This is a genomic window from Bifidobacterium aesculapii, assembly GCF_001417815.1.
GTDB lineage: Bacteria > Actinomycetota > Actinomycetes > Actinomycetales > Bifidobacteriaceae > Bifidobacterium > Bifidobacterium aesculapii.
Window position 1 is genome coordinate 1 of record NZ_BCFK01000067.1, and the last position, 21,676, is coordinate 21,676.

Annotated in this window: 16 protein-coding genes and 1 tRNA gene; 5 read left to right on the forward strand and 12 right to left on the reverse strand. The window is 65.7% G+C overall.

Features of this window, described 5'->3' with window-relative positions; translation table 11 throughout:
• Positions 1-188: 188 nt before the first annotated feature.
• Together BFAL_RS08675 and rpiA are read left to right on the forward strand one after the other, a co-directional pair.
• Positions 189-1,406, forward strand: coding sequence for a ribonuclease H family protein (locus tag BFAL_RS08675; RefSeq protein ID WP_442319913.1), 1,218 nt, complete (start codon positions 189-191; stop codon positions 1,404-1,406).
• A 622-nt stretch (positions 1,407-2,028) separates the two neighbouring features.
• Positions 2,029-2,727, forward strand: coding sequence for a ribose-5-phosphate isomerase RpiA (gene rpiA / locus BFAL_RS08680; protein WP_055428002.1), 699 nt, complete (start codon positions 2,029-2,031; stop codon positions 2,725-2,727).
• A 271-nt stretch (positions 2,728-2,998) separates the two neighbouring features.
• Here the strand turns inward: rpiA and BFAL_RS10755 are convergent, their stop codons facing one another.
• Both BFAL_RS10755 and BFAL_RS08685 read right to left on the reverse strand, forming a co-directional pair.
• Positions 2,999-3,088, reverse strand: a complete 90-nt coding sequence (locus BFAL_RS10755; protein ID WP_081887254.1) for a 30S ribosomal protein bS22 — start codon at positions 3,086-3,088, stop codon at positions 2,999-3,001.
• Positions 3,089-3,232: 144 nt separating this feature from the next.
• A complete protein-coding gene (locus BFAL_RS08685; protein ID WP_055428003.1) occupies positions 3,233-3,850 on the reverse strand; it encodes a hypothetical protein in 618 nt (205 codons plus the stop codon).
• A gap of 148 nt (positions 3,851-3,998) precedes the next feature.
• Between BFAL_RS08685 and radA the strand changes: the two genes are divergently transcribed.
• A complete protein-coding gene (gene radA / locus BFAL_RS08690) occupies positions 3,999-5,468 on the forward strand; it encodes a DNA repair protein RadA (RefSeq protein ID WP_055428004.1) in 1,470 nt (489 codons plus the stop codon).
• A gap of 159 nt (positions 5,469-5,627) precedes the next feature.
• Here the strand turns inward: radA and BFAL_RS08695 are convergent, their stop codons facing one another.
• From BFAL_RS08695 to nusA, 7 genes are all read right to left on the reverse strand, one after another.
• On the reverse strand, positions 5,628-6,566 hold the full coding sequence (locus BFAL_RS08695) for a hypothetical protein (RefSeq protein ID WP_152973610.1): 939 nt from the start codon (positions 6,564-6,566) through the stop codon (positions 5,628-5,630).
• A gap of 145 nt (positions 6,567-6,711) precedes the next feature.
• Positions 6,712-7,920, reverse strand: coding sequence for a bifunctional riboflavin kinase/FMN adenylyltransferase (ribF, locus tag BFAL_RS08700; RefSeq protein ID WP_055428006.1), 1,209 nt, complete (start codon positions 7,918-7,920; stop codon positions 6,712-6,714).
• 233 nt (positions 7,921-8,153) lie between these two features.
• Complete coding sequence (locus BFAL_RS11095; protein WP_152973611.1) at positions 8,154-8,798, reverse strand: hypothetical protein; 645 nt, start codon at positions 8,796-8,798, stop codon at positions 8,154-8,156.
• A gap of 313 nt (positions 8,799-9,111) precedes the next feature.
• Complete coding sequence (locus BFAL_RS08710) at positions 9,112-10,482, reverse strand: tRNA pseudouridine synthase B (RefSeq protein ID WP_370696073.1); 1,371 nt, start codon at positions 10,480-10,482, stop codon at positions 9,112-9,114.
• Positions 10,475-11,056: a 30S ribosome-binding factor RbfA gene (gene rbfA / locus BFAL_RS08715; RefSeq protein WP_055428009.1), complete on the reverse strand. Its 582-nt coding sequence runs from the start codon at positions 11,054-11,056 to the stop codon at positions 10,475-10,477. Before rbfA ends, BFAL_RS08710 begins: the two co-directional genes overlap by 8 nt.
• Before the next feature lie 212 nt (positions 11,057-11,268).
• Complete coding sequence (gene infB / locus BFAL_RS08720) at positions 11,269-14,265, reverse strand: translation initiation factor IF-2 (protein WP_055428010.1); 2,997 nt, start codon at positions 14,263-14,265, stop codon at positions 11,269-11,271.
• A 181-nt stretch (positions 14,266-14,446) separates the two neighbouring features.
• Positions 14,447-15,589 carry a transcription termination factor NusA gene (nusA, locus tag BFAL_RS08725; protein ID WP_082440490.1) on the reverse strand — a complete coding sequence of 381 codons (1,143 nt, stop codon included), beginning with the start codon at positions 15,587-15,589 and terminating at the stop codon, positions 14,447-14,449.
• Between the two features lie 78 nt (positions 15,590-15,667).
• On the opposite strand from nusA, the gene BFAL_RS08730 reads away from it, so the two are divergent.
• Complete coding sequence (locus BFAL_RS08730; RefSeq protein ID WP_055428011.1) at positions 15,668-16,558, forward strand: hypothetical protein; 891 nt, start codon at positions 15,668-15,670, stop codon at positions 16,556-16,558.
• Positions 16,559-16,717: 159 nt separating this feature from the next.
• Here the strand turns inward: BFAL_RS08730 and BFAL_RS08735 are convergent.
• The 3 genes from BFAL_RS08735 to BFAL_RS08745 form a co-directional block, all read right to left on the reverse strand.
• A tRNA-Ser gene (locus BFAL_RS08735) sits at positions 16,718-16,803 on the reverse strand.
• A 109-nt stretch (positions 16,804-16,912) separates the two neighbouring features.
• Entirely contained in the window at positions 16,913-17,713 is an 801-nt protein-coding gene (locus BFAL_RS08740) for a transglutaminase family protein (protein ID WP_055428012.1), read from the reverse strand.
• Positions 17,714-17,784: 71 nt separating this feature from the next.
• Positions 17,785-19,968 (reverse strand): circularly permuted type 2 ATP-grasp protein, encoded by a 2,184-nt coding sequence (locus tag BFAL_RS08745; protein WP_055428013.1) that lies wholly within the window; start codon positions 19,966-19,968, stop codon positions 17,785-17,787.
• A gap of 131 nt (positions 19,969-20,099) precedes the next feature.
• On the opposite strand from BFAL_RS08745, the gene BFAL_RS08750 reads away from it, so the two are divergent.
• Positions 20,100-21,092, forward strand: coding sequence for a tRNA pseudouridine synthase A (locus BFAL_RS08750; protein ID WP_055428014.1), 993 nt, complete (start codon positions 20,100-20,102; stop codon positions 21,090-21,092).
• The last annotated feature ends 584 nt before the right edge of the window (positions 21,093-21,676 follow it).

Consider the following 21,676-nt stretch of genomic DNA (forward strand, 5'->3'; position numbering starts at 1 on the left):
AAAAAGACTTGTGTCCATGTGATTTCGCCCGTATTCGCGCGCGCGATGTCATAGTTGAGAACGAAAGTCAATACCTGTGATAAACATCACATTCCTCATATTCCCCACAGGCACGTAGGGTGGAGGGCATGACTGACACGATTGTGGTATCGACCGACGGCTCCGCCCTCGGCAACCCGAACGGACCGATGGGCTGGGCCTGGGCCGATCACGCGAAGGACGCCGGCGCCCCCGGGCACGAGCACGACTCCCGCGGCTACGATGCGGGCGGCGCCACGAACGGCACCAACCAGATCGGCGAACTGTGCGCCGTATTGGAGGTGCTGCGCGCGCATCCCGGCCCGCAGAAGCTCATCATCGAATCGGACTCGCAATACGCGATCAACTGTTCGACGAAATGGGTGAACGGCTGGAAGCGCAACGGCTGGAAGAACTCGCAGAAGAAGCCGGTGAAGAACCGCGAGATCATCCAGGCCATCGACGAGGCGATCTCCACGCGCCCCGGTTCAGTCGAATTCAAGTGGGTGAAGGGGCACGCGGGCAACGCGGGCAACGAGCTCGTCGACGAACTCGCGCGCACGTACGCGGGCGACTGCCGGTCGGGCGCGCGCGACGGCTACCTGCCGATCGAAGGGTGGCGGTCGCTGCTGAACTCGGAGTATTCGCGCGGCACCGACGTGCCGCCCGACGTCCAGCTCGTGCTGGACGGCAAGGCGGACGCGGCGGCGTTGCGCACGGACCGCGGCGATGCGGGACGTGGCGCAGGCGGCGGCGTTGCGCACGACGCAGGTCGTGGCGCGGGCCACGGCACGCGGGCGGGCGGTGCACGCGCGGCGAAAGCAACGCTCACCGAGCTGCTCGCGGAAGAGGAGGGCGTGCCGGACTATCTCGGCACGGCCGGCGGCGACGCCGGACGCGCGGCATCGGGAGTCGGCGGGGCAACCGCCGGAACGATCTCCGACGCCGGAACAGACGGACAGGCCACGCGGCCTCAGACAACCGGCACAGTCAGGCAGCCCGCACCCTCTGCGCAACCTGTATCAATTGAACGGCCCGCGCCGTCCGCACAACCCGCATCGGCCGCACAGCCGGTATCGGCCGCACGACCTGCATCCGCAGCGCAAACCACGCCCGCCGCACGGCCCACATCCGCAGCGCAACCCTCATCCACAGCACAGCCGGTATCGGCCGCACGACCTGCATCGGCCGCACGACCCGCGCCGGCCGCACGACCCGCGCCGACCGGGTTGAAGGTCTCGGGCGAGGTACGCTTCTCCCCCGCGCCGAAAACCAGCCCGTACTACAACGGCGAGCCTATGCACGTGCACGGATACATCGCCGTGGACGGTCTCGTGGACGGCGACGGCAATCTGACAATCGTCAACGCCGATTTCCTGCGCGCATGACTAGTGGGGTATCTCCACGAACAACTCCGCAGACGCCCCCGCGAACGCACGATCGTCCCGCCGTCCGGCGTTCCGACCGGTTGGCCATGCCCAACCCACCATGGCCAACCCACCAGGTCCAACCGACCAAGTCCAACCCATCATGCCCAACCCGGGATGCCCAACCCACCAGGTCCAACCCACTAGGTCCGCCCCACCATGCCCGACCTACCATGCCCGACCTACCATGCCCAACCCAACATGGCGAACCCACCGTGGCCGACCCGCCGTGCCCGGCTTACCATGCCCAACCCAACATGGCGAACCCAACATGCCCGACCCAGCATGCCCGACTTACCCGTACATTTACACCGTTTTCCGTGATTTACAGCATCAAACGGACGATTGGGACCCCTTATTTCGTCCACTTGGCGCTGTAAATCGCGGATAGTGGTGGAAACGTACGGGGAATGAGCGAAACGACAGGACGGATTCGCGAGGACAGGGCGGGTGCGGCGACGCGGGGCGGACGGAAGACGCGCGAGCGAACACACGGCGAACACAAGCGCACACGAGCGCGCACAATCTTCCACTCGCGTTAGGATGGGAACGACTTTTCATATGGAAGGAAAGGATTCGCACCATGGATAAGGCACAGCAGGACGCCCTGAAGAAGGCCGCCGGCATCGAGGCCGCCAAGCTCGTCGAGAACGGCATGATCGCCGGCCTCGGCACCGGCTCCACCGTCAAGTTCCTCGTGGACGAGCTCGGCCGCCGCGTGCAGGAGGAAGGCCTCACGTTCACCGGCGTGACCACCTCCCGCCGCACGCAGGCCCAGGCCGAGAGCTACGGCATCAAGATCGTGGACATCGACGATGTGGACCACATCGACGTGACCATCGACGGCGCCGACGAGGTCGACAAGAACTTCAACGGCATCAAGGGCGGCGGCGCGGCCCTCCTGTGGGAGAAGATCGTGGCCACCAACTCGAACAAGATCGTGTGGATCGTCGACGAGTCCAAGGTCGTCGACACCATCGGCAAGTTCCCGCTGCCGGTCGAGGTCATCCCGTTCGGCGCCGGCCACGTCGTCAAGAAGTTCGAGGCCAAGGGCTACAAGCCGGTGCTGCGCCTCGACGCCGAAGGCAAGGAGGTCCGCACCGACGAGAACAACTTCGTCGTGGACCTGCACCTGGAGAAGATCGAGCACCCGTTCGAGCTGGCCGAGGACCTCATCAACACGGTGGGCGTCGTCGAGCACGGCCTGTTCCTCAACATGGTCGACAAGGTCATCGTCGGCGACCCGAACGGCCCGCGCGTCCTCACCAACTCCAACAAGTGAGCCGGCAAGCTCATTCATAGCCAACCCGAAGAGAGCCGTATCCGCACCTGTGGGGTACGGCTCTCTTTGTAGGGTCATCGCCGCCGGCGCCCCGCCCAACGGCGAAAGGCGTCCGGTCGCCTCATCCGCTGCGCGCGATTTTGGTGCGCAAATCATCCGATTTGCGCACCAAAATCGCGCAGAGAAGGGACGGACGCTACAGATAAGATAAGCGAAAACCCCGCAGCCGTATGGCGTGCGGGGTTTTCCATGCCTGAATTGCTCAGTAAGACTACCTGCGCTGGTGGCGGGTCTTACGCAGCAGTTTGCGGTGCTTCTTCTTGCTCATCCGCTTGCGGCGCTTCTTGATGACGGAACCCATCTGAAGCCTCCAATCCGATCAATCGTAAAAGTTGCAACTCGCACGAGTATACACGTTCTCGCGGACTATGCCACCTGCGCGTCAACTCGTGGTCAGACCACGGCCATATTCCGCACGTCGCGCGTCCGCACCGCACCACGTTCGTCAGAGCGGGAATTTCTGGTAGAACCGCTGGACCGCGTCCTTCGCGCCGGTGACCTGGAACACGACCGTGTCGTTGCGCCACAGCGCGGTGGCCTTCTTCGCGTCGTCGGCGTTCGTCTTCACCACGTAGTCGCCGGTGGTGTCGCCCTGCACCTTGACCGCGCCCGAAGCGACCGACTTGCCGGTCAGCCCCTTGGCGAGCGCATCATACTGTGTCTTCGCCGGGTCGGAGGTGGTCCACTGCGCCACGACGAGCGTGACGTCCGCGTCCTTCTTGCCGGTGGAATAGGTGAGCGCGTACTCCTCGAGCGGCGAGGCGGAGTTCCACGTGGTGGAGGCGTCCGCCTTGGTGCGTGCGTAGTTGAGCACGCTGTCCGGCATGGCCTTGAGCAGCTCCGTCGCGTTGTCCGGCAGGGCCGTCGCCTTGATGCTCGGCGTGGTCGGCTGCGCCGTCTGCTGGGTCTCGCTCGTCTGCGTGCCGGCCGTGTTCTTGTTGAGCGCCCAGCCGGGCCAGACGAAGGCGGAGAGCAGCGCGAGGATGATGACCAGCGCCGCCGCGATGATGACGGCGATCAGTTTGCCGTGTCCATGTTGCGAGGAGCTACGAGTATTCGACATGGTTCCGATTGTGGCACAGGCTTGTGACGCATGCGCCGGTCCGGTCGAGGTGCAGCGCGATTCGCTCACCTGCCGGCGACACACCGGGCGGAGTTGAAAAACCGGTATATCTGTACCGGTTTGCGACCGGCGTGGATATGGTCGAGGCATGGCTAAAGCGAATGTGCAGTACCTGTGTTCCGAATGTGGCTGGAGCGGGTCCAAGTGGTACGGGAAGTGCCCCGAGTGCGGGCAGTGGGGCACCGTGGACGAGTTCCACGAGTCCCGTCCGGCCGCGGCGCGGCGCAGCGGGGGTGCCGTGGCGGGCGGCGGCGCCGTTCGCGGCGCAGGTCGCGGCGTGCACACGCAGGCCGCCGCGGTCGCACAGTCCGCGGCCGTGCCGATCACCGAGGTGGGTACGGATGACGTCACGCGCATCCCGACGGGCTTCTGCGAGTTCGACCGCGTGCTGGGCGGCGGCATCGTGCCGGGTTCCGTGGTGCTCATCGCCGGTGAGCCGGGAATCGGCAAGTCGACGCTGCTGTTGGAGACGGCCGGGAACATCGCGCGTGCACATGCGGCGGCCGGCGGCAAGGTGCTGTACATGTCCGGCGAGGAATCGCAGGGCCAGGTGCGTCTGCGGGCCACACGCATCGACGCGGTGGAGCCGAATCTGCTGCTCGCCGCCACCACCGATCTGGCCACGGTATTGGGACTGATCGAGCGCGAGCGCCCCACGCTGGCGATCGTCGATTCGGCGCAGACGATCGTCTCGCAGGATGTGGACGGCATCTCCGGCGGCTCCACGCAGGTGCGCGAGGTGGCGAGCGCACTCATCGACGTGGCGAAGACGCTGGATGTGCCTGTACTGCTCGTCGGTCATGTCACGAAGGACGGTTCGATCGCCGGCCCTCGCACGTTGGAGCATCTGGTGGACGTGGTGTGCCAGTTCGAGGGCGATAGCGAGACGGCGCTGCGTATGCTGCGCGCGGTGAAGAACCGTTTCGGCCCGACGGACGAGGTCGGGTGCTTCGACATGAGCGGCGAAGGCATCGAGGAGGTGACCGATCCGGCCGGCCTGTTCCTGTCGAGCGTGGACGGCACGGGTCCGGGCGCGGGCGGCAGTGCCGATGGCATGCCGGCTCCGGTCGAGGGTACCTGCGTGACGTTCACGTTGGACGGCCACCGGTCGCTGCCCATCGAGATTCAGTCGCTGGTCACGGATTCGGTGCTGCCCACGCCGCGCAGGGCGGTGAACGGCGTGGATTCCAACCGGATTGCCATGCTGGTGGCCGTGCTGTACCGGCATGGGCACGTGAACCTGCTGGGCAACGATCTCTATATTTCGACGATTGCAGGCGGGCTTGCGAAGGAGCCGGCGTGCGATCTGGCGATTGTGGGCGCGTTGGCGAGCGCGGCGAAGCATGCGTCGATCCCACGCACGGTGTGCGCGATCGGCGAGATCTCCCTGACCGGTCAGGTGCGGCCGGTGCCGCGGTTGGAATACCGGCTGCGTGAGGCGGCGCGATTGGGGTTTACGACGGCTGTGGTGCCGCGTCTACGCAAGCGGCTGGAGATTCCCGGTCTCACCATCGTGCAGGTCTCCACGCTCAAATCCGCATTGGGGGTGATGCTCTAGTCTCCGAATACGCATCTTCAGCAACGGTGTTCGCTTCCGTACAACGTGGTCGTCTCCCAGGCACGGTGGCCGTCGTTCCGCGGAGCCAACAAATCAGACGGCACTCTGCAGCGCACACGCCCGGCGTAGCCGCGTGCTCGGGTTCCGGATCCGCAAGGTTCACAGCATGGCGGCGGAACTGGCCCGGACCGCGGCTTCGCTGATCGTGCAGGACAGACGGAAAATCGGCACATGACGCAGCATCACGTCCAGCAATCCCAGCGCGTCCACGGCGGCGAGCGCATCGTCGGGCCGGTACATCTGCCGCATGATGAGCGGCAGCGCCTCGCCGGCGCCGATGCGCCAGCAGGCGTTCTCCACGCCATGATCATCCGTGACGCGGATCGCATCATCCGGCACCACGCCGTGCGCGCCGCCTGCAGATCCCGTGCCCGCGGTGCCCGTCACGCCCGCTCCCGTGATCGCCGTGTCCAAGCCCGCGCCCGCCGCGCCATCCGCATCACCGTCCGCTCCGCCCGAAACGACGCGGACGCCCATGCCGGTCGGATACGAACCGTCGTCCACGGCGCGCGTGACCACGCAGATGCCGGCGAGCGGCGCGCTCACGTTGCGCTGCCAACGCTCCTTGCCCGCCCACGGTGTGCCGTACGCCCGGACCTCGCCCGAACGCCCGTCGACGCGCAGCAGCGGCTTGTCGCCGTTGATGATGTCGACGTCGTCGCCGAACACCGTGCGCCACATGCGGATATGCGTGCTTTTGCCGGTGCCGCTGGGAGCGGTGAAGATGTACGCGCGGCCGCCGTATTCGATCGTCGCGCCATGGAACAGGATGCGCCCCAACGCAGGGCCATGCTCCGCGATAGCGCGCAGCACCACCAGCGTCTCGAGATACGGGTCGCTCCAATCGCCGGGCGCGCCGATCTCGCGCTCATGGTCGATGTCGCGCTGCGATACCGCGATCGCGATATCCGCATGATCGCGGTCGTGCTCGAACCCCGCCGACGGCAGCCTGTAGTCGGCGCATTGCCGGACGATCTCATCGTGCATCGACCGCACGGCCACCGTCAGATCCGCCACCCGCATCACAAAATCAGTCACGCAACCATGATACGGCCCGTGCGGCGGAGTCCGAGCTCCGGGAAAACCACCGACGGTGCCATCACGCGCCGCGTTCATGGCATGGCGGCAAGGCGCGTCAGGGGCGGAGGCGATGCGCCCGAAGCGCCCCCATGCGCGGAACCGGTCAGGCGGTCAGTCGCTTCGTCTCCTCGACATTGCGGGCGAGTTCGGCCTTGAGGGCGTCCACACCGTCGAACCTGACCTGCGGGCGCAGGAAGCCCGTGAACTCGACGCGCACGCGGTGGCCGTAGAGCTCCAGCCAATCCTCGGTGATCGCGTACGCTTCGACGACCCGCTCGTTGAGGCCCGTCTTCTCGCTGAACGTGGGCTTGGTGCCGATGGAGATGGCCGCCGGCCATCGGCGGGGCGTACCGGCTACGGCATCAGCAGCAGCGTCCGTCGAAACGACATCCGCAGCAGTACCGTCCGCGTTCCCGCCCTGCTGCACGCCCTCGTCCACCAGCCATCCGGCGTACACGCCGTCGACCGGCAGATAGCCGGTCACATTCTCGCCGAGATTGGCGGTCGGGAATCCGATGGTGCGGCCGCGCTCCTCGCCGTGCACGACCTCGCCGACCACGCTGTGCGGATGCCCGAGAATCGCGTTCGCATCCTTGATGCGGCCGTGCCCGAGCAGATAGCGCACGTTCGTGGAACTCCACGCGCGCATCGCCTTCGCCTGATGCTTCTTGCTCCACGCGCGACGCTCCGCCTTGGTCGCGTTCGCGAACGGGTCGGCCGGCTCGCCCCACTCCGCGGGCATCTGAGGCTTCCAGTCACGCGGGATGCGCACCTCGCCGGGGCCGCGGTCGTCGACCACGTCAAGCTCGAATACGCCGGCGCCGGCCGCAAGATTCGCGATGGCCTTCACGTCGCCCTTACGTCCCGCGCCCATCGCCGCGTCGGAGCCGAGCACGAGCGTGCGCATGCCGAGTTTGCCGACGAGACGTCCGAGGAAGAAAATGTACGACTTCGACGCGAAAGCGAGCGTGTAGCGCACGACGAGCACATGCTCGACGCCCGCCGCCTTCATCGCGGCGAGACGATCGTCCACGCCGCTCAACGCGTTCGCGTCGATGACGTCCGCGCCCGGCTCCTCGCCGTCGTGCGCGGCCGCCCAGCCGTGCACGAACGCGGGACGTGGGTCGAAGAGAATCACGATGGAGAACGCGTCATGCTTGTGCGCGAGCTCGACCACCCGCTCGACCACCGCCTGATGCCCCCGGTGCATGCCGTCGAACGCGCCGAGCGTCACGACCGCGCGCTTGTCTTTGTCGAAGTCCGGCCACTCCACGTCGCCGTTCTCATCCGGGGTCAGATAGGTGATGTCCATTGCGCTCCTCATACTCGTCGCCGCGGTGATATCCGCAGATCAAGCCGCTTGTGGCCGCGACCACTCTAGCAAACGGCGACGAAGTGGAAGCCACCAGCCCGGCGTCGTCCGCGAGGCATGAACGCAATCCGGCAAGGCGTATCGCAGTCATCGCCACAGGCTTCGCGCGATTATGGTGCGCAACACACCCTCCCAGCGCACCATTCTCGCGCGGAAGAATGCCAAGCCCGTGACTAGTCGCGATGTGATGCTCCTCGACGAGACACCAACAAAGCCGCGCCGAGCAATCCCAATGCGGTGACGGCTATCGCCATCACCGCAGGCCATTGGACGGCATTGGAATCGTTCGTTTCCTCTGGGGAAGACGCCCCCTTGGCGGAGGACCGCCCTCCGACCAGAGCCTGTTCCCCCGCCGAGCGTGTTAACGGTTCTTCCGTGATTTGTGGTAATGGCTGACCTTGGTCAAGATAGCGTCTCGCCTGATCATTCAATGAACGAAGGCGACCATTATCAGCCAAGTAATACGCTTTCGTCTTCACGTCGAATACGAGAACACTCTCCGATTGCTTCGGCAGAAGCGTGGCCTCTTCTACATTCTGCCCATAATCCCCGATGGCGGGTTCGCCATCATGGTTGAACAGCCGAACGGTCCCCACTGGAGTGCCATTGACATACACCGCAGCGACCCATTGGAACTCCGTGACATCGGCGAAATCCTCAACTTTCATACCATTGTCGTAATAATTGATGTAATGCACCTTTGCCGGTCTGCTCAATATGATGTCGGAAGCCGCATCAGGAGCAGATGACGTATCATTGGCGAAATCCGATGCCCGGAGCATGGCGAGCGCTTGTTGACGTGCCTCATCGGTATCCACGAATTGTGACACCTCATCCGCTGTAAGAGATGAACTCGCATATGCGACAAACGGATACGAACATAACGATATAGTCATTATCGACAGAACAAGAACCACAATTCTTCTATAGACCACATTTACCATTGCCGTTCCGCCCCACACACAAAGAAACACAATGTCATACAAAAACGCAGAACTGCGGTGTTCACTACGGTGGACTCAGCCATCCACCATTTCAGCATAACGGAAAACCAGAACAACAATCAATGGAGTAGGAAGCGCGAGACGCGCAACATAGAACCCGCGCTGCTCCTACTCCAGTTCATTACCATCACACCGCCGGAAAGACGACGACGGGTTTGGCTTGGGTGCGGTTGGCGCGTTCGATGATGGCGGCCACGTCTTCCCGTGCCGCATCCGACGCCGCTCCCCCGCCCACGGCCAATCCCACGTCGACCGAATCGACAGAATCGACCGAATCACCCGCATCGCCCACATCACACGCCGGCACGATGGCGGCGTAATGAACGCCTTTCTCCAGTTCGCGGTCGATGCGGCGGCCGAATCGCAGTTCACGCGCCTCGTCGACGCTGACGGCGACGACTGGCATCGCACCGCGCGCCGCGTCGGCCATGCCGACTGCGCGCGCACGCAGCCAGTCGCCGCGCGCCTCGCCGGTCAGTCCGGCGGGCGTGTCGAGCACGCACCGGTTGCGCGTGACGGTTTCGCCGTCACGGTTCGTGAACGTCTTCGGTTCGGCGTGCGCGCCGATCGCCTGCATCGCGACGGTACCGGAAACCGTATCGTCGCCGTCGGCATCCGCCGTGACGGCCGGAAGGACGGTGACGGCGGCGAGACCGGAATGGTCGTCCGCCAGCGCGAACCGGCCGACGCGCGTGCGGCGCAGTCGAGTGAGATACCCGCCGATACCGAGCGTCTCGCCTAGGTCGCGGGCGAGCGCGCGGATATACGTGCCTGACGAGCAGCTCACGCGCACGTCCACGTCCACGACGGGAATCATGCCGCCGCGCGAGGGCACATCCGATGCAGCGCCCGTCGAGGAAACCGCCGCCTCGGCCAGCGGCGACATCGCGGACGTGACGGACGCGTATCCGAGCCGCACGTCGAGCACGTCGAACGCGGCGATATGCACGCGCCTCGCCTTGAGCGCCACGTCCTCGCCATTGCGTGCCAGATCGTAGGCGCGTTTGCCGTTGATCTTGATGGCGGAGAACGTATTGGGGGTCTGTTCGATGGCGCCGAGGAAATCTCGCGCGATGACCGTCTCGATACGTGCCCGCCAGGCCCGCGCGGAGCCATAGCCGGAGCCATCGGCGAAACCATCATCGGGGACGGCGCTCATGGAGCCGGCGACGGCATCCGCACCTGCCGACGCGGCGATCGCATCGGAACTGGGCACGTCGGCCACGCCCGGCGCATCCACGATCGTCCCTTCCGCGTCGTCGGTGGTGGTGCGGGCACCGAGGCGGATCGTCGCCTCATACGTCTTATCGTGTTCGACGATGTATTGCAGAAGGCGCGTGGCGCGGCCGAACCCGATGACCAGCATGCCGGTGGCCATCGGGTCGAGTGTGCCGGCGTGGCCGACCTTCTTCGTGTGCAGCGCGGCGCGCACGGCCGCGACCGCGTCGAAGCTGGTCACGCCCTGCGGCTTGTCGACGACGAGCAGACCGTCACTCACGCGTGTCGTCCGCACCGTCGGCATCGTCCGAATCGTCCGCATCGTCCGAAACGTTGAAATCGTCCATATCCTCGAAATCGCCGTCGTCATCGCCGAAACCGTCGTCATCGCCGAAACCGTCCGTATCGGCGTCGTCCGGCTCGTCGTCGTGCTTGTACGGGTCGGCGTCACCGGCGTACTGCGCGGTGGCGCGCGCCTTGGCGAGCTCCTCGTCGCGCTTGCGTGCGATGGCGAGGATGTCCTCGATCTCGTGCGCCTCGCCGGGCACCTCGTCGAACACGAACTGCAGCTGCGGCGTCAGACGCAGGCCCGCCTTGCGCCCGACGAGCGTGCGCAGGTGGCCCTTCGCCTGGTTGAGCGCCTGCTGGGCGCGCTTGCGTTCGCCCTGCTCCTTGCCGGCGTGGCCGTACTGCGTCCAGTAGACCTTGGCGATCTGCAGATCGTTGGTCACGCGCACGTCGGTGATGGTGATGTTCATCAGACGCTTGTCGTGCAGCTCGCGCTCGATGGAGGAGGCGATGACGCGCTGGATCAGTGCCGCGATGCGCGCGGCGCGGGGGTTGGTTCCTGCCATGGGAATTCCTTTGCTACGTGTTTCTACATGTCTATTGACGCGTGTCGCGGCCGCCGCCCGCCCGCTGAGACGGCGGCGGCGGGCCGCAACTACGAACGCTCCCGCTGACGAAGGGCTGCCGGTCGGCAGCTCCCATCAACGGGAGCGGTTGCGTTCACTGCGTCGGCGGTGCGGTGCGATTCGCGCCTCGCACCGCCGACCGTGTGGTGGGACTACTTGCGTTCGACTTCCTGCATCTCGAAGGTCTCGATGATGTCGCCGATCTCGATGTCGTTGAAGGTGCCGAGGTTGATACCGGCCTCGTAGCCTTCCTTGACGGAGGTGACGTCGTCCTTGAAGCGACGCAGCGAGGAGATCTCCAAGTCGTTGACCGTGGCGACGCCGTTGCGCAGGATACGGCACTTCGTACCACGCTTGACCTCGCCGTCCTGCACCATGACGCCGGCGATGTTGCCGAACTTGGAGGAGCGGAAGATCTCGCGGATCTCGGAGTGGGAGGTGACGACCTCCTCGTATTCCGGCTTGAGCATGCCCTTGAGCGCGGCCTCGATGTCCTCGATGGCGCGGTAGATGATCGAGTAGTACTTGATCTCCACGCCCTCGCGGTCGGCGAGCTCCTGGACCTGACGGTTCGGACGCACGTTGAAGCCGATGATGACGGCCTTGTCGACCGTGGCGAGGTTGACGTCGTTCTGGGTGATCGCGCCGACGCCGCGGTGAATGACCTGGATGCCGACCTCGTCGGACACCTCGATCTTCATCAGGGAGTCCTCGAGCGCCTCGACGGAGCCGGAGGAATCGCCCTTGATGACGATGTTGAGCATGTCCACCTCGGACTTGGCGAACTGCTCCTTGAGGGACTCGAGGGAGACGATCTTGCGGCGCTTCGCCAGCTGGGCGGCACGCTCGGTGGCCTGACGCTTCTCGGCGATCTGGCGCGCGGTGCGGTCGTCCGGGGCGACCAGGAACAGGTCGCCTGCGGTCGGCACGGAGGTCAGACCGAGCACCTGCACCGGCGTGGACGGGCCGGCCTCCTTCATGTGGTTGCCGTTCTCGTCGAGCATGGCGCGCACGCGGCCGTACGAGGTGCCGGCCACGATCGCGTCGCCGATGTGCAGGGTGCCCTGCTGGACGAGCACGGTCGCCACGGCGCCGCGGCCCTTGTCGAGTCGCGCTTCGATGGTGGCGCCGCGAGCGTCCATATCCGGGTTCGCCCTGAGGTCGAGCTCGGCGTCGGCGGTGAGCAGCACCGCTTCGAGAAGCTTGTCCACGTTGATGTTCTGCTTGGCGGAGATGTCGACGAACATGGTGTCGCCGCCGTACTCCTCCGGCACCAGACCGAACTCGGTGAGCTGGCCGCGCACCTTGTCCGGGTTGGCGCCCGGCTTGTCGATCTTGTTCACGGCCACGACGATCGGCACGTTGGCGGCCTTCGCGTGGTTGATGGCCTCGACGGTCTGCGGCATGACGCCGTCATCCGCGGCCACGACGATGATCGCCACGTCGGTGATCTCGGCGCCGCGGGCACGCATGGCGGTGAACGCCTCATGGCCCGGGGTGTCGAGGAACGTGATCTTGCGCTTCTCGCCCTCCAGCTCGACCGTCACCTGGTAGGCGCCGATGCGCTGGGTGATGCCGCCGGCCTCGCCCGCGATGACGTTGGTCTTGCGGATCGTGTCGAGCAGTCGGGTCTTACCGTGGTCGACATGGCCCATGACGGTGACGACCGGCGGACGCGGCTTGAGATCCTCGTCCTCCTGCAGCTCCTCCTCGTCAAGGTTGATGTCGAACTGCTGGAGCAGCTCCTTGTCCTCCTCCTCGGCGGAGACGATCTGGATGTTCCAGCCGATCTCCTCGCCCAGGATCTGGAAGGTGGACTCGTCGAGCGACTGCGTGGCGGTGGCCATCTCGCCGAGATGGAACATCACGGTCACGAGCGCCGCGGGATTGACGTTGATCTTCTCCGCGAGATCAGCGAGGGAAGCGCCCTGACGCAGACGGATGGTCTGGCCGTTGCCGCGCGGGATGCGCACGCCGCCGATGGTCGGCGCTTTGATCTCCTCGTACTCCCTGCGCTTCGCAAGCCTGTTCTTACGCGCCTTGGAGCTCTTGCCTCCCTGACGGCCGAACGCGCCTGCGGCACCGCCGCGACCACCACGACCGCCACGGGCGGGACCGTTGCTGGGAGCGCCGCCGTTCTGGAAGCCGCCGCCCTGACCGGGGCGGAAGCCGCCACGGGCGCCGCCGCCCTGCTGACCGCCCTGACCGGGACGGTTGTGGCCCCACTGGCCCGGACGCGGCGCGCCCTGGGCGCCGCCCTGACCGGGGCGACCGCCGCGGAAGCCGCCACGGGCGCCGCCGCGACCGCGACCGCCGCCGTTGCGGCTGTCGTTCACGGTCGGACGCGCCATCGGGTGCGGACGCGGGATGTCGCCGGGCGTAGGCGTGTGCATGCCCTGCTTGCGGCTGAACGGATTGTTGCCCGGACGCGGGCCGGGAGCAGCGGAATGCGAACGCTGGTCCTGACCGGGGCGCGGCGCACCCGGCTGGCCTCCACGACGCTCGCCGCGGGGCTCCTGACCGGGACGCGGGGCGCCGGAACGACCCTGACCGCCGCCGCGACGCTCGCCGCGCTCACCCTGACCGGGGCGCGGCGCGCCGGAACGACCCTGACCGGGGCGATGCCCCTGACCACCGCGGTGCTGACCGCCGCGCTCACCGCGCTCGAAACGATCGCCATGTTCGGAACGCTCGAAACGATCCCCGCGCTCGGAACGCTCGCCACGACCGGCACCCGCCTGGGCGCCCGGGGTCGGACGGTTGTGCTGACCGGGGCGCGGCGCGGACGGACGCGCGCCCGGAACCGGACGGGCCTCGCTCTCGGCGCCATGCGCCTGCGGAGCCTGCTGACGGTCGCCGCCCTGCGGCCCCGGCACGGGGGCGGGCGACGGACGATGCGCGCCCGGACGCGGCGCGGACGGAGCCGCCGGACGGGCGGACTTGGGCGCTCCCGCGCCACCCTGACGGCCACCCTGGCCGCCGTTGCCGCCCTGCTTCGAGAAGGCGGACTTGAGTTTGCGAGCCACCGGAGGCTCAATCGTGGAGGAGGCGGACTTGACGAACTCCCCCATATCCTTCAGCTTCTCCAGCGCGGTCTTGCTGTCGATGCCGAGTTCCTTGGCAATTTCATAAACGCGTGGTTTCGCCACTACTTGTTCTCCTATCCGTGACCACGCGCCTGCGCGGTCAAATCTTGAAGACGACGAGCCTGTTCATCGTGCGACCATGATCGTGTAATCCTCGTTCTTTGGCCGGGCATGCTTACGCCCGGCATACCGCATCAAGCATACTCACGACGCTGGATGTGGGCACGCCGGGCGCAATCGCCGGTTACTTCGCCTCTTCGGCCGTCTCGGCGGCGCCAGCCGCAGCATCGGCCGCCGCCGCGGCATCGGCGTCGGCGACCTGCGCGACGGCCTCCGCCGCGGCCTGTTCGGCGGCCTTCTCGGCCTGAAGCTCGGCGAGCTTCCTCTCGTGGGCCTCGGACGATTCGATGCCGATCTTCCAGCCGGTGAGCTTGGCGGCCAGACGCGCGTTCTGGCCCTCCTTGCCGATGGCCAGCGACAGCTGGTCGTCGTGGATGAACGCGATCGCGGTCTTGTTCTTCTCGCTGACGACCTGCACGCCGGTCGCCACGGCCGGGCTGAGCGCGGACGCCACGAACTTCGCCGGATCGTCGGAATAGTCGACGATGTCGATCTTCTCCGGGCCGAGGTTCTCCATCACGGCGCGCACGCGGGCGCCGCCGGGGCCGATCAGCGCGCCCTTCGGGTTGACGCCGTCCGTGTTCGCCTTGACGGCGATCTTCGTGCGGGCACCGGCCTCGCGCGCGATTGCCATGATCGACACGGCGCCGGAGACGAGCTCCGGGACCTCGCGCTCGAACAGCTTGCGCACCAGCTCCGGGTGCGAACGGGACACGATGATCTCCGGCCCCTTGAGGCCACGGCCGACATTCACCACGTACACGCGCAGGCGCTGACCGTGACGGTAGCGCTCGCCCGGCACCTGCTCACGGCGCGGCAGCAGCGCTTCGACGTCACCCACCGCGATATGCACGTTGGAGGAATCCTTGACGTCCTGCTGGACGACGCCGGTGATGAGCTTGCCCTTCTGGCCGGAGAAGGCGCCGAACACGCGCTCGTCCTCCACACGGCGGAACAGCTGGGTGATGACCTGACGCGCCGTCGCGGCGGCGAGACGGCCGAAGTCGCGCGGGGTGTCGTCGTATTCCTCACCGAGCGTCGGCGTCGGGTAGGGGTCGTCCTCGGTGGGCGTGCCCGGAATCTCATCGGCAGCCCAAATGGTGAACGTGCCGGCGCGCTCGTCGAGCTCCACGCGCGCGTGCTTGGCCGGGTGCGAGGTCTTCATGTACGCGAGGCGCAACGCCTCGGCAAGAGCCGCATCAAGCGCCTCCGGGTCGATTCCCTGCTCGATCGCGAGCTTGTGCATTCCCTGCAGGTCCAGTTCCATATCGGAAGACCTCCCTTGAGTTCAATTATTACGGCTCTTGGCCCATCTGGTCATAGTCGGTGTTTACTCTACTGTTTTATGCAGACACTCCGGGATTCAGCCATCGGCGCACGCGTCGCGTCCATCGTGGCCGCATGCGCGCTGATCGCTCCGCTGGCGGGCTGCTCCGCGCCGCACCTCGAGGCGCGCAACATGGACGCCGCGCGCCTCGGCACGTGCGAAAGCGCGTATCTGGCCGCCGCGGACGGCACGCCCGGACTGTCCGGCGCGTATGCGGCGCGTCCGGCGCTGATGCGCTACCTGCTGTCGCGCGCGGCCGGTGAGGCGTGGCTCACCGTCGCCGCCTCCTGCACCGGACGTTTCGCCGAAGGCGCGTTGCGCTCGGCGCAGGTCTCGGCCGTCACGCAACGTCTCGGCGGCGCGCTCGGCATCGCCTCGACGACGCCGCCGACCGTCGATTACGGCGACGTCGTCGCGCTCGACGCCGCGCCTGCCGCGCTCGACGCGATCTCGCTCGCGGAGGACCGCGCCGGTTTCAGCATCGAGGTGCTGGCGGCGCGTGGCGCGCGCAACGCCACGCTCGCCGCCTCCGACAACCACAAGACCGCGGCGCAGCGCCTGTTCTCGCTGTCCGGTTCGACCGACGACCCGCGGCGGAAGGTGTACGCGGTCGACGAGCTGCTCGCGCATCCCGATACGATCGAGGATCCGGCGACCGGCGTGACGGCGAACACGGTGGCCGTCATCGAGATGAACTGCGCCCGCGCCTACCTTGACGCAATCGGCGGCGCCGATGACGAGGACACGGGCGATACGACCGACACGGGCGACGCTACTCGCGACACGACCGGCACTTCCGACACCGCTTCCGAGAAGACGCTGCACCTGATGGCGCGCATGGCAGCCTCCCGCGCATGGCACGCGATGGAACTCGGCTACCCCACCGGCGACGCCGCCTTGTTCCGCTGACCGTTCCCCCACGAACGCAACCGTTTCCGCAATCGACTCCGCGCGATTTTGGTGCGCTAAACGCACTTCCAGCGCACCAAAATCGCGCGGATAAGGGTCTGAACAACGAAAAAGGGCTCCGGGATTCCCGAAACGGAAATTGCCGAAACCCTTGATGCGCGGATAAGGCGAGATTCGAACTCGCGGAGGGGTTCGCCCTCACACGCTTTCGAGGCGTGCTCCTTAGACCGCTCGGACACTTATCCAATCGTCACGCAAAAACGCAACTTGTTCATTATATCCTCGTTGCGCCATCGCGCAAGTCATCGAGTATCGGGCGCGTCGCAACGGTGACGCTGTAGCGCCACGACAGCGCTACAGCTCCTGCTCGTGCACGGAGGCGTTCACCCACTGGCTCTGCTTGACGTCGTACCCGGAGAAGATGCCGATGTCGAGCATACAGTCACGGTAGTCACGACCATGCGCGATGGTGATGTAATTGTCGTCCACCATACGGTTGTGCGTCGGGTCCAATCCGATCCAGCGCCCGTCATGGTAGATCTCCACCCAGGCGTGCGTGGCGCCCTCGCCGCCCAACAAGCCGGCGATATAGCGCGCGATCAGGCCACAATGGCGCGCCACGGACAGCATCACGTGCGCGTAGTCCTGACATACGCCCTTGCGCTGCGTCAACGCCTGCTCGGCGGTGGTGCGGATCGTCGTGGAACCGGGCGTGTACACGAACGCCTTGAACACCTCGTCCATGATCTCGCGCGCCTTGTCGATCGGCGAGGCGCTGTCCGGCAGGGCGGCGAGCCTGTCGCGGCATATGCGGGTCAACGCCTCGACGGCCGGCCCGGGAATCGTCAATGCGGAGTCGAACCGGTAGAGCGGCTTGTAGATCTCCGGTTTGATATGCGCGTTGTCGACGAACGCGATGCCGGTGACCTTGTAGTTGAACACGTCGTGAGGTTCGGGAATATACCCCGTCTTCACCACCGAATCGAACGAGTCGATGGTGGTCTCCAACTCCACGTCCGGTTCGATGTCGATCTGCACGTCGACGACCTGCTGCCGCGGGCCGGTGGCGGGGATGCAGCGCAACTGGAACCGGTGATCCGTGACCGGAGAGCTGAAGCTGAGCTTCATCTCATAATCGAACATCAGTTTTTTCATGCATCAAGCTCCGGAAGAATGGACAGGCGTTGTACCGTCCACTGTACCAGCGCGCGCATCGGCGTGACCGTTCACGGCCGGCGCGCGTCCATATTCATCGAGCTCAACGCGCCCGGATCCTTGATGTCGTTACGGATCGACCGCTGCCCGAAATCGTCGAGGAACTCCTGCAGCCGCCCGTTGAGCTCCGGATACCCGCGCTGCGGCAACTGCCCGAGCAGCCAGCTGACGCCGTCCGCGAAGCACTGCGGCAGAGGCATGCCATCGAGCGCATGGGCGTACGTCTCCAGTTTGCGCAACGGCGCCTCCATCTCCTCCATCGGCATGCCGAAACGCGTGTACAGGTCGATGCGCTCGATGTACTTGCCGATGAAGATGAACGCCTTCAACGTCATATCCGCCGCGGAATTCTCGATGCCGCCCCAGAAGGCGAGCATGTCGTCGGCCACGTCACGCTGCGCGTAGATGTCCTCCGCGCTGGCGGAACGTTCGGCCGCGTCGGTGATGTTCTTCAACGCAAGCTCCACGTACTGCAGCAGACGCGAGCTCAGTTCGGGGCGCAGGATGACCGCGTTGTTGAACGCGGAGACGATCGCGGAACGCACCGAATCGGGGTTCGTGCCGTCGTAGAGGAACGAGTGGATGAACGAATCGAAGTCCTCGAAATCCTCCGGCAGGTCGAGCGCGCGGGCGAACGGGCGGAACGCGTCCGTGTCCTCGTCCATCACACGGTCGTAGAACGGGTAGAACTGCACGAGCGTCGTGAACGCACGCTCCGTGTACCGCCCTAGCCAGTAGAGGTTGTCCGCCTTGGAGGCGGTGACCAGCTGCAGCGAATGCTTGCGCGCGTGCGGCATGAGGCTCACCGATTCGATCTCCTCGCCGCGCGTCATGCCCTTGCGCCCGTCCTTCGGGGCGAGCACCCACGTGTCCTTGAAGCCGCCGCCCTGCGAGGAGTTGACGATCATCTGGCCGGGCACCGAGGAGTAGCGGGTCAGACCGGAATACCACACGTGCGTGTTCTGACCGGTCACGACGAACGCACGCAGGTCGGCCTTGCGCGGGCCCGTCTCGCCGGTGTCCGGATCGACCACGTCGATGTCGCGGAACTGGATGACCTCCTGCGCGATGAAGCGGCGCGGGTCGGTCTTGATCTTCTCGGCGAGCTCCTCGCGCTTCGCCTTGTCGAGGTCACGACCGAAGACCACGCCGTAGCCGCCCGCCTCGGCGACGTCCTTGATGACGAGTTCGCCCATGCGGTCGAGGACCTCCTTGCGGTCCTGCTCGAACATCGGCATGTAGGTGGGCGCGTTGTGCAGGATCGGCTCCTCGCCCAGGTAGTACTTGATCATGCGCGGCACGAAATAGTAGATGGCCTTGTCGTCCGCGGCGCCGTTGCCGGGCGCGTTGACGATCGCCACGTTGCCGGCGCGGTATGCGCTCAGCAGGCCGGGCACGCCGATCACCGAATCCGGGTTGAACGCGAACGGGTCGAGGAAGTCGTCCGCCAGACGACGGTACACGACGCCCACACGATGCCGGTTGCCGGCGTAGTCGAGGAAGAACAGCTTGTTCTCCACCACCTCGAGATCCTCGGGGAAGGCGAGCGTCGCTCCGGTCTTCTCCGCGAGATACGCGTGCTCGAAGAACGCGGAATTGTAGCGTCCCGGCGTGAGCACGACGGCGATGCCCTCCGTGGAGACGAAGTCCATCGACTTGCGCAGCAGACGCGGGTAGTCACGGTTGTCACGCACATGCACCTCGCGGAACAGGCGCGGATTGGTGCGGCGTTCGATGTCGCGCGCGAACAGCGGGTAGCTCGCACCGGACGGGATGCGCAGATTGTCCTCGAGCACCCACCAACGGCCGTCCTCGCCCTGCACGAGATCCTCGCCGGCGATGTGCGCGAACACGCCGCCGGGAGGCGTCACACCGTTGACCTGCGGGTAGTAGCCCGCCGACGTGTACACGAACTCCTCGGGCACCACGCCGTCATGGATGATCCGCTTCTCCGAGTAGATGTCGCGCAGATAGGCGTTGAGCGCGTTGACGCGCTGCTTGAGCCCCGCCTCCAACTCGTCGAATTCGTCCGATTCGAGGACGCGCGGAATCGGATCGTACGGGAACAGACGATCCTTGTAGACGCCGTTCTTGTACACGCCGAAGCGCACGCCGTTACGGCTCAGTTCGCGGTTGATCTCCTCACGCCGCGCCACCAGTTCCGCTGCAAGCCTGCTCGCCGCCGATTCAATCATCGTGCCACTTCCTCATCGTGGGTTCGTAGGGGTGCTTCCCCGTACCGTTGCATACCCGACCACGGTAGGAAAATCCGGTTTCGGCAAACGCGCGACAATGTTACGAGCACGTCACCGTATACTCATGTCCCATGACACGACTGCGCATCGATCTGGCATATGACGGCGGCGGATTCTACGGTTGGGCCACGCAGCCCGACATCCGCACGGTCCAAGGCACCATCGAGGCGGCCCTGCACAAGGTGCTGCGCGTGCCGGCAGACGACCCCGACGAGCCGCTGCGTCTGGTCGTCGCCGGACGCACCGACACCGGCGTCCACGCGAGCCATCAGGTCTGCCACCTCGATATCGCGGAATCGACGCTCGCACGCGCCGTCGGGCATATGAAGGTGCCGGCCGTCACCGCGCTCGAACACCGGCTGCAGCGTCTGCTTCCCACGGACATCACGGTTCATCACGTATCCGTCGCGCCGGACGGTTTCGACGCGCGGTTCTCCGCGCTGGAACGCACGTACGTGTACCGTATCGCGGACCGGTCGAGCGAGGTCGATCCGCGGTTGCGCGGATGCGTGCTGCACATCGACGACACGCTCGATCTGGAAATGATGAACCGCGCTGCGGCGATGACGATTGGACTGCATGATTTCGGATCGTTCGCGACGCCGAATCCGGGAGGAACGACGATTCGCGAGGTGAAGCGCGCGTATTGGACGCGCGTGCCGGCGCGTCCGCTCGTGCCGGAGGCGGTCGAGCGGACGATCGCCGCGGCGGCGCGCGCGGGCGCGGATGGCCCGGAATATGCCGGCACGGGAGTGGCGGACACGGGTGCCGGCGAAGGCGGATACGTCACGCCGACGCTGGAGTCGGGACTCATCTGCTTCACGATCGTGGCGGATGCGTTCGCGCGCAACATGGTGCGTTCGCTTGTCAACGCATGCGTGGCGGTGGGCATCGGTAAACGCGATCTCGACTGGTTCGCCGGCAAAATGGCCGTGCCGAAGCGCGAAGGCTCGACAGGACCGATCGCCCCGCAGGGACTCACGCTGGAACACGTCGCCTACCCCGCGGACGATGAACTCGCCTCCCGCGCCGAGGCGATCCGCGCCGTCCGCACCCTCCCGTAGCTTCCTCCGCAGCCATCCATTGGCACCTGCAGCCATCCATAACCGTCAGCCATAACCCAACGGATCCGGTAATCAGCTCATTGCTCCGTAATATCCGCCGTTTGCTCCTTCCCAGCGGCGGATATTACGGAAATGAAGCGCTTTCTCCGTAATTCCCGCCGCTGAGTCACGCTCAGTGACCGAAAATACGGAGCAATGGACTTATCTCCGTAATATCCGCCTCTGAGAGAGGGGGAAAGAAAGGGACTACCTCGGTAAATGGGGGTGCCTCGGTAGCTCAGTAAATGGAGGTGCCACGGTAAATGGAGGTGCCACGGTAGACGGGACAGCCTCAGTAAATGGGCATAGGGCCAACTCCCCCATGCCAAGGGGCCATCTACCCCTTCCCCATGGTGCGGTAACACACTTTCTCCATAACCCCGGAATCATGCGGTTTTGAGCCACCGCACCATGAGTGATTTACCGCACCATGGGAGATGATGCGCGGGACGAGGAGGGCACTCGGCCCCGCCCAGTGCGGAACTGTCCAGATCGCCAAGGGCGATTACTAAGGGGATCGCCAAGGGCGATTACTAAGGGGATCG

Coding starts and splice junctions, on each gene's coding strand:
- radA (WP_055428004.1), top strand. CDS start 3,999: ATGGCTAAAGCGAATGTGCAGTACCTGTGTTCCGAATGTGGCTGGAGC.
- BFAL_RS08730 (WP_055428011.1), top strand. CDS start 15,668: ATGCAGACACTCCGGGATTCAGCCATCGGCGCACGCGTCGCGTCCATC.
- BFAL_RS08740 (WP_055428012.1), bottom strand. CDS start 17,713: ATGAAAAAACTGATGTTCGATTATGAGATGAAGCTCAGCTTCAGCTCT.
- BFAL_RS10755 (WP_081887254.1), bottom strand. CDS start 3,088: ATGGGTTCCGTCATCAAGAAGCGCCGCAAGCGGATGAGCAAGAAGAAG.
- nusA (WP_082440490.1), bottom strand. CDS start 15,589: ATGGAACTGGACCTGCAGGGAATGCACAAGCTCGCGATCGAGCAGGGA.
- BFAL_RS08750 (WP_055428014.1), top strand. CDS start 20,100: ATGACACGACTGCGCATCGATCTGGCATATGACGGCGGCGGATTCTAC.
- BFAL_RS08745 (WP_055428013.1), bottom strand. CDS start 19,968: ATGATTGAATCGGCGGCGAGCAGGCTTGCAGCGGAACTGGTGGCGCGG.
- BFAL_RS08675 (WP_442319913.1), top strand. CDS start 189: ATGGGCTGGGCCTGGGCCGATCACGCGAAGGACGCCGGCGCCCCCGGG.
- ribF (WP_055428006.1), bottom strand. CDS start 7,920: ATGGACATCACCTATCTGACCCCGGATGAGAACGGCGACGTGGAGTGG.
- rpiA (WP_055428002.1), top strand. CDS start 2,029: ATGGATAAGGCACAGCAGGACGCCCTGAAGAAGGCCGCCGGCATCGAG.
- BFAL_RS08685 (WP_055428003.1), bottom strand. CDS start 3,850: ATGTCGAATACTCGTAGCTCCTCGCAACATGGACACGGCAAACTGATC.
- rbfA (WP_055428009.1), bottom strand. CDS start 11,056: ATGGCAGGAACCAACCCCCGCGCCGCGCGCATCGCGGCACTGATCCAG.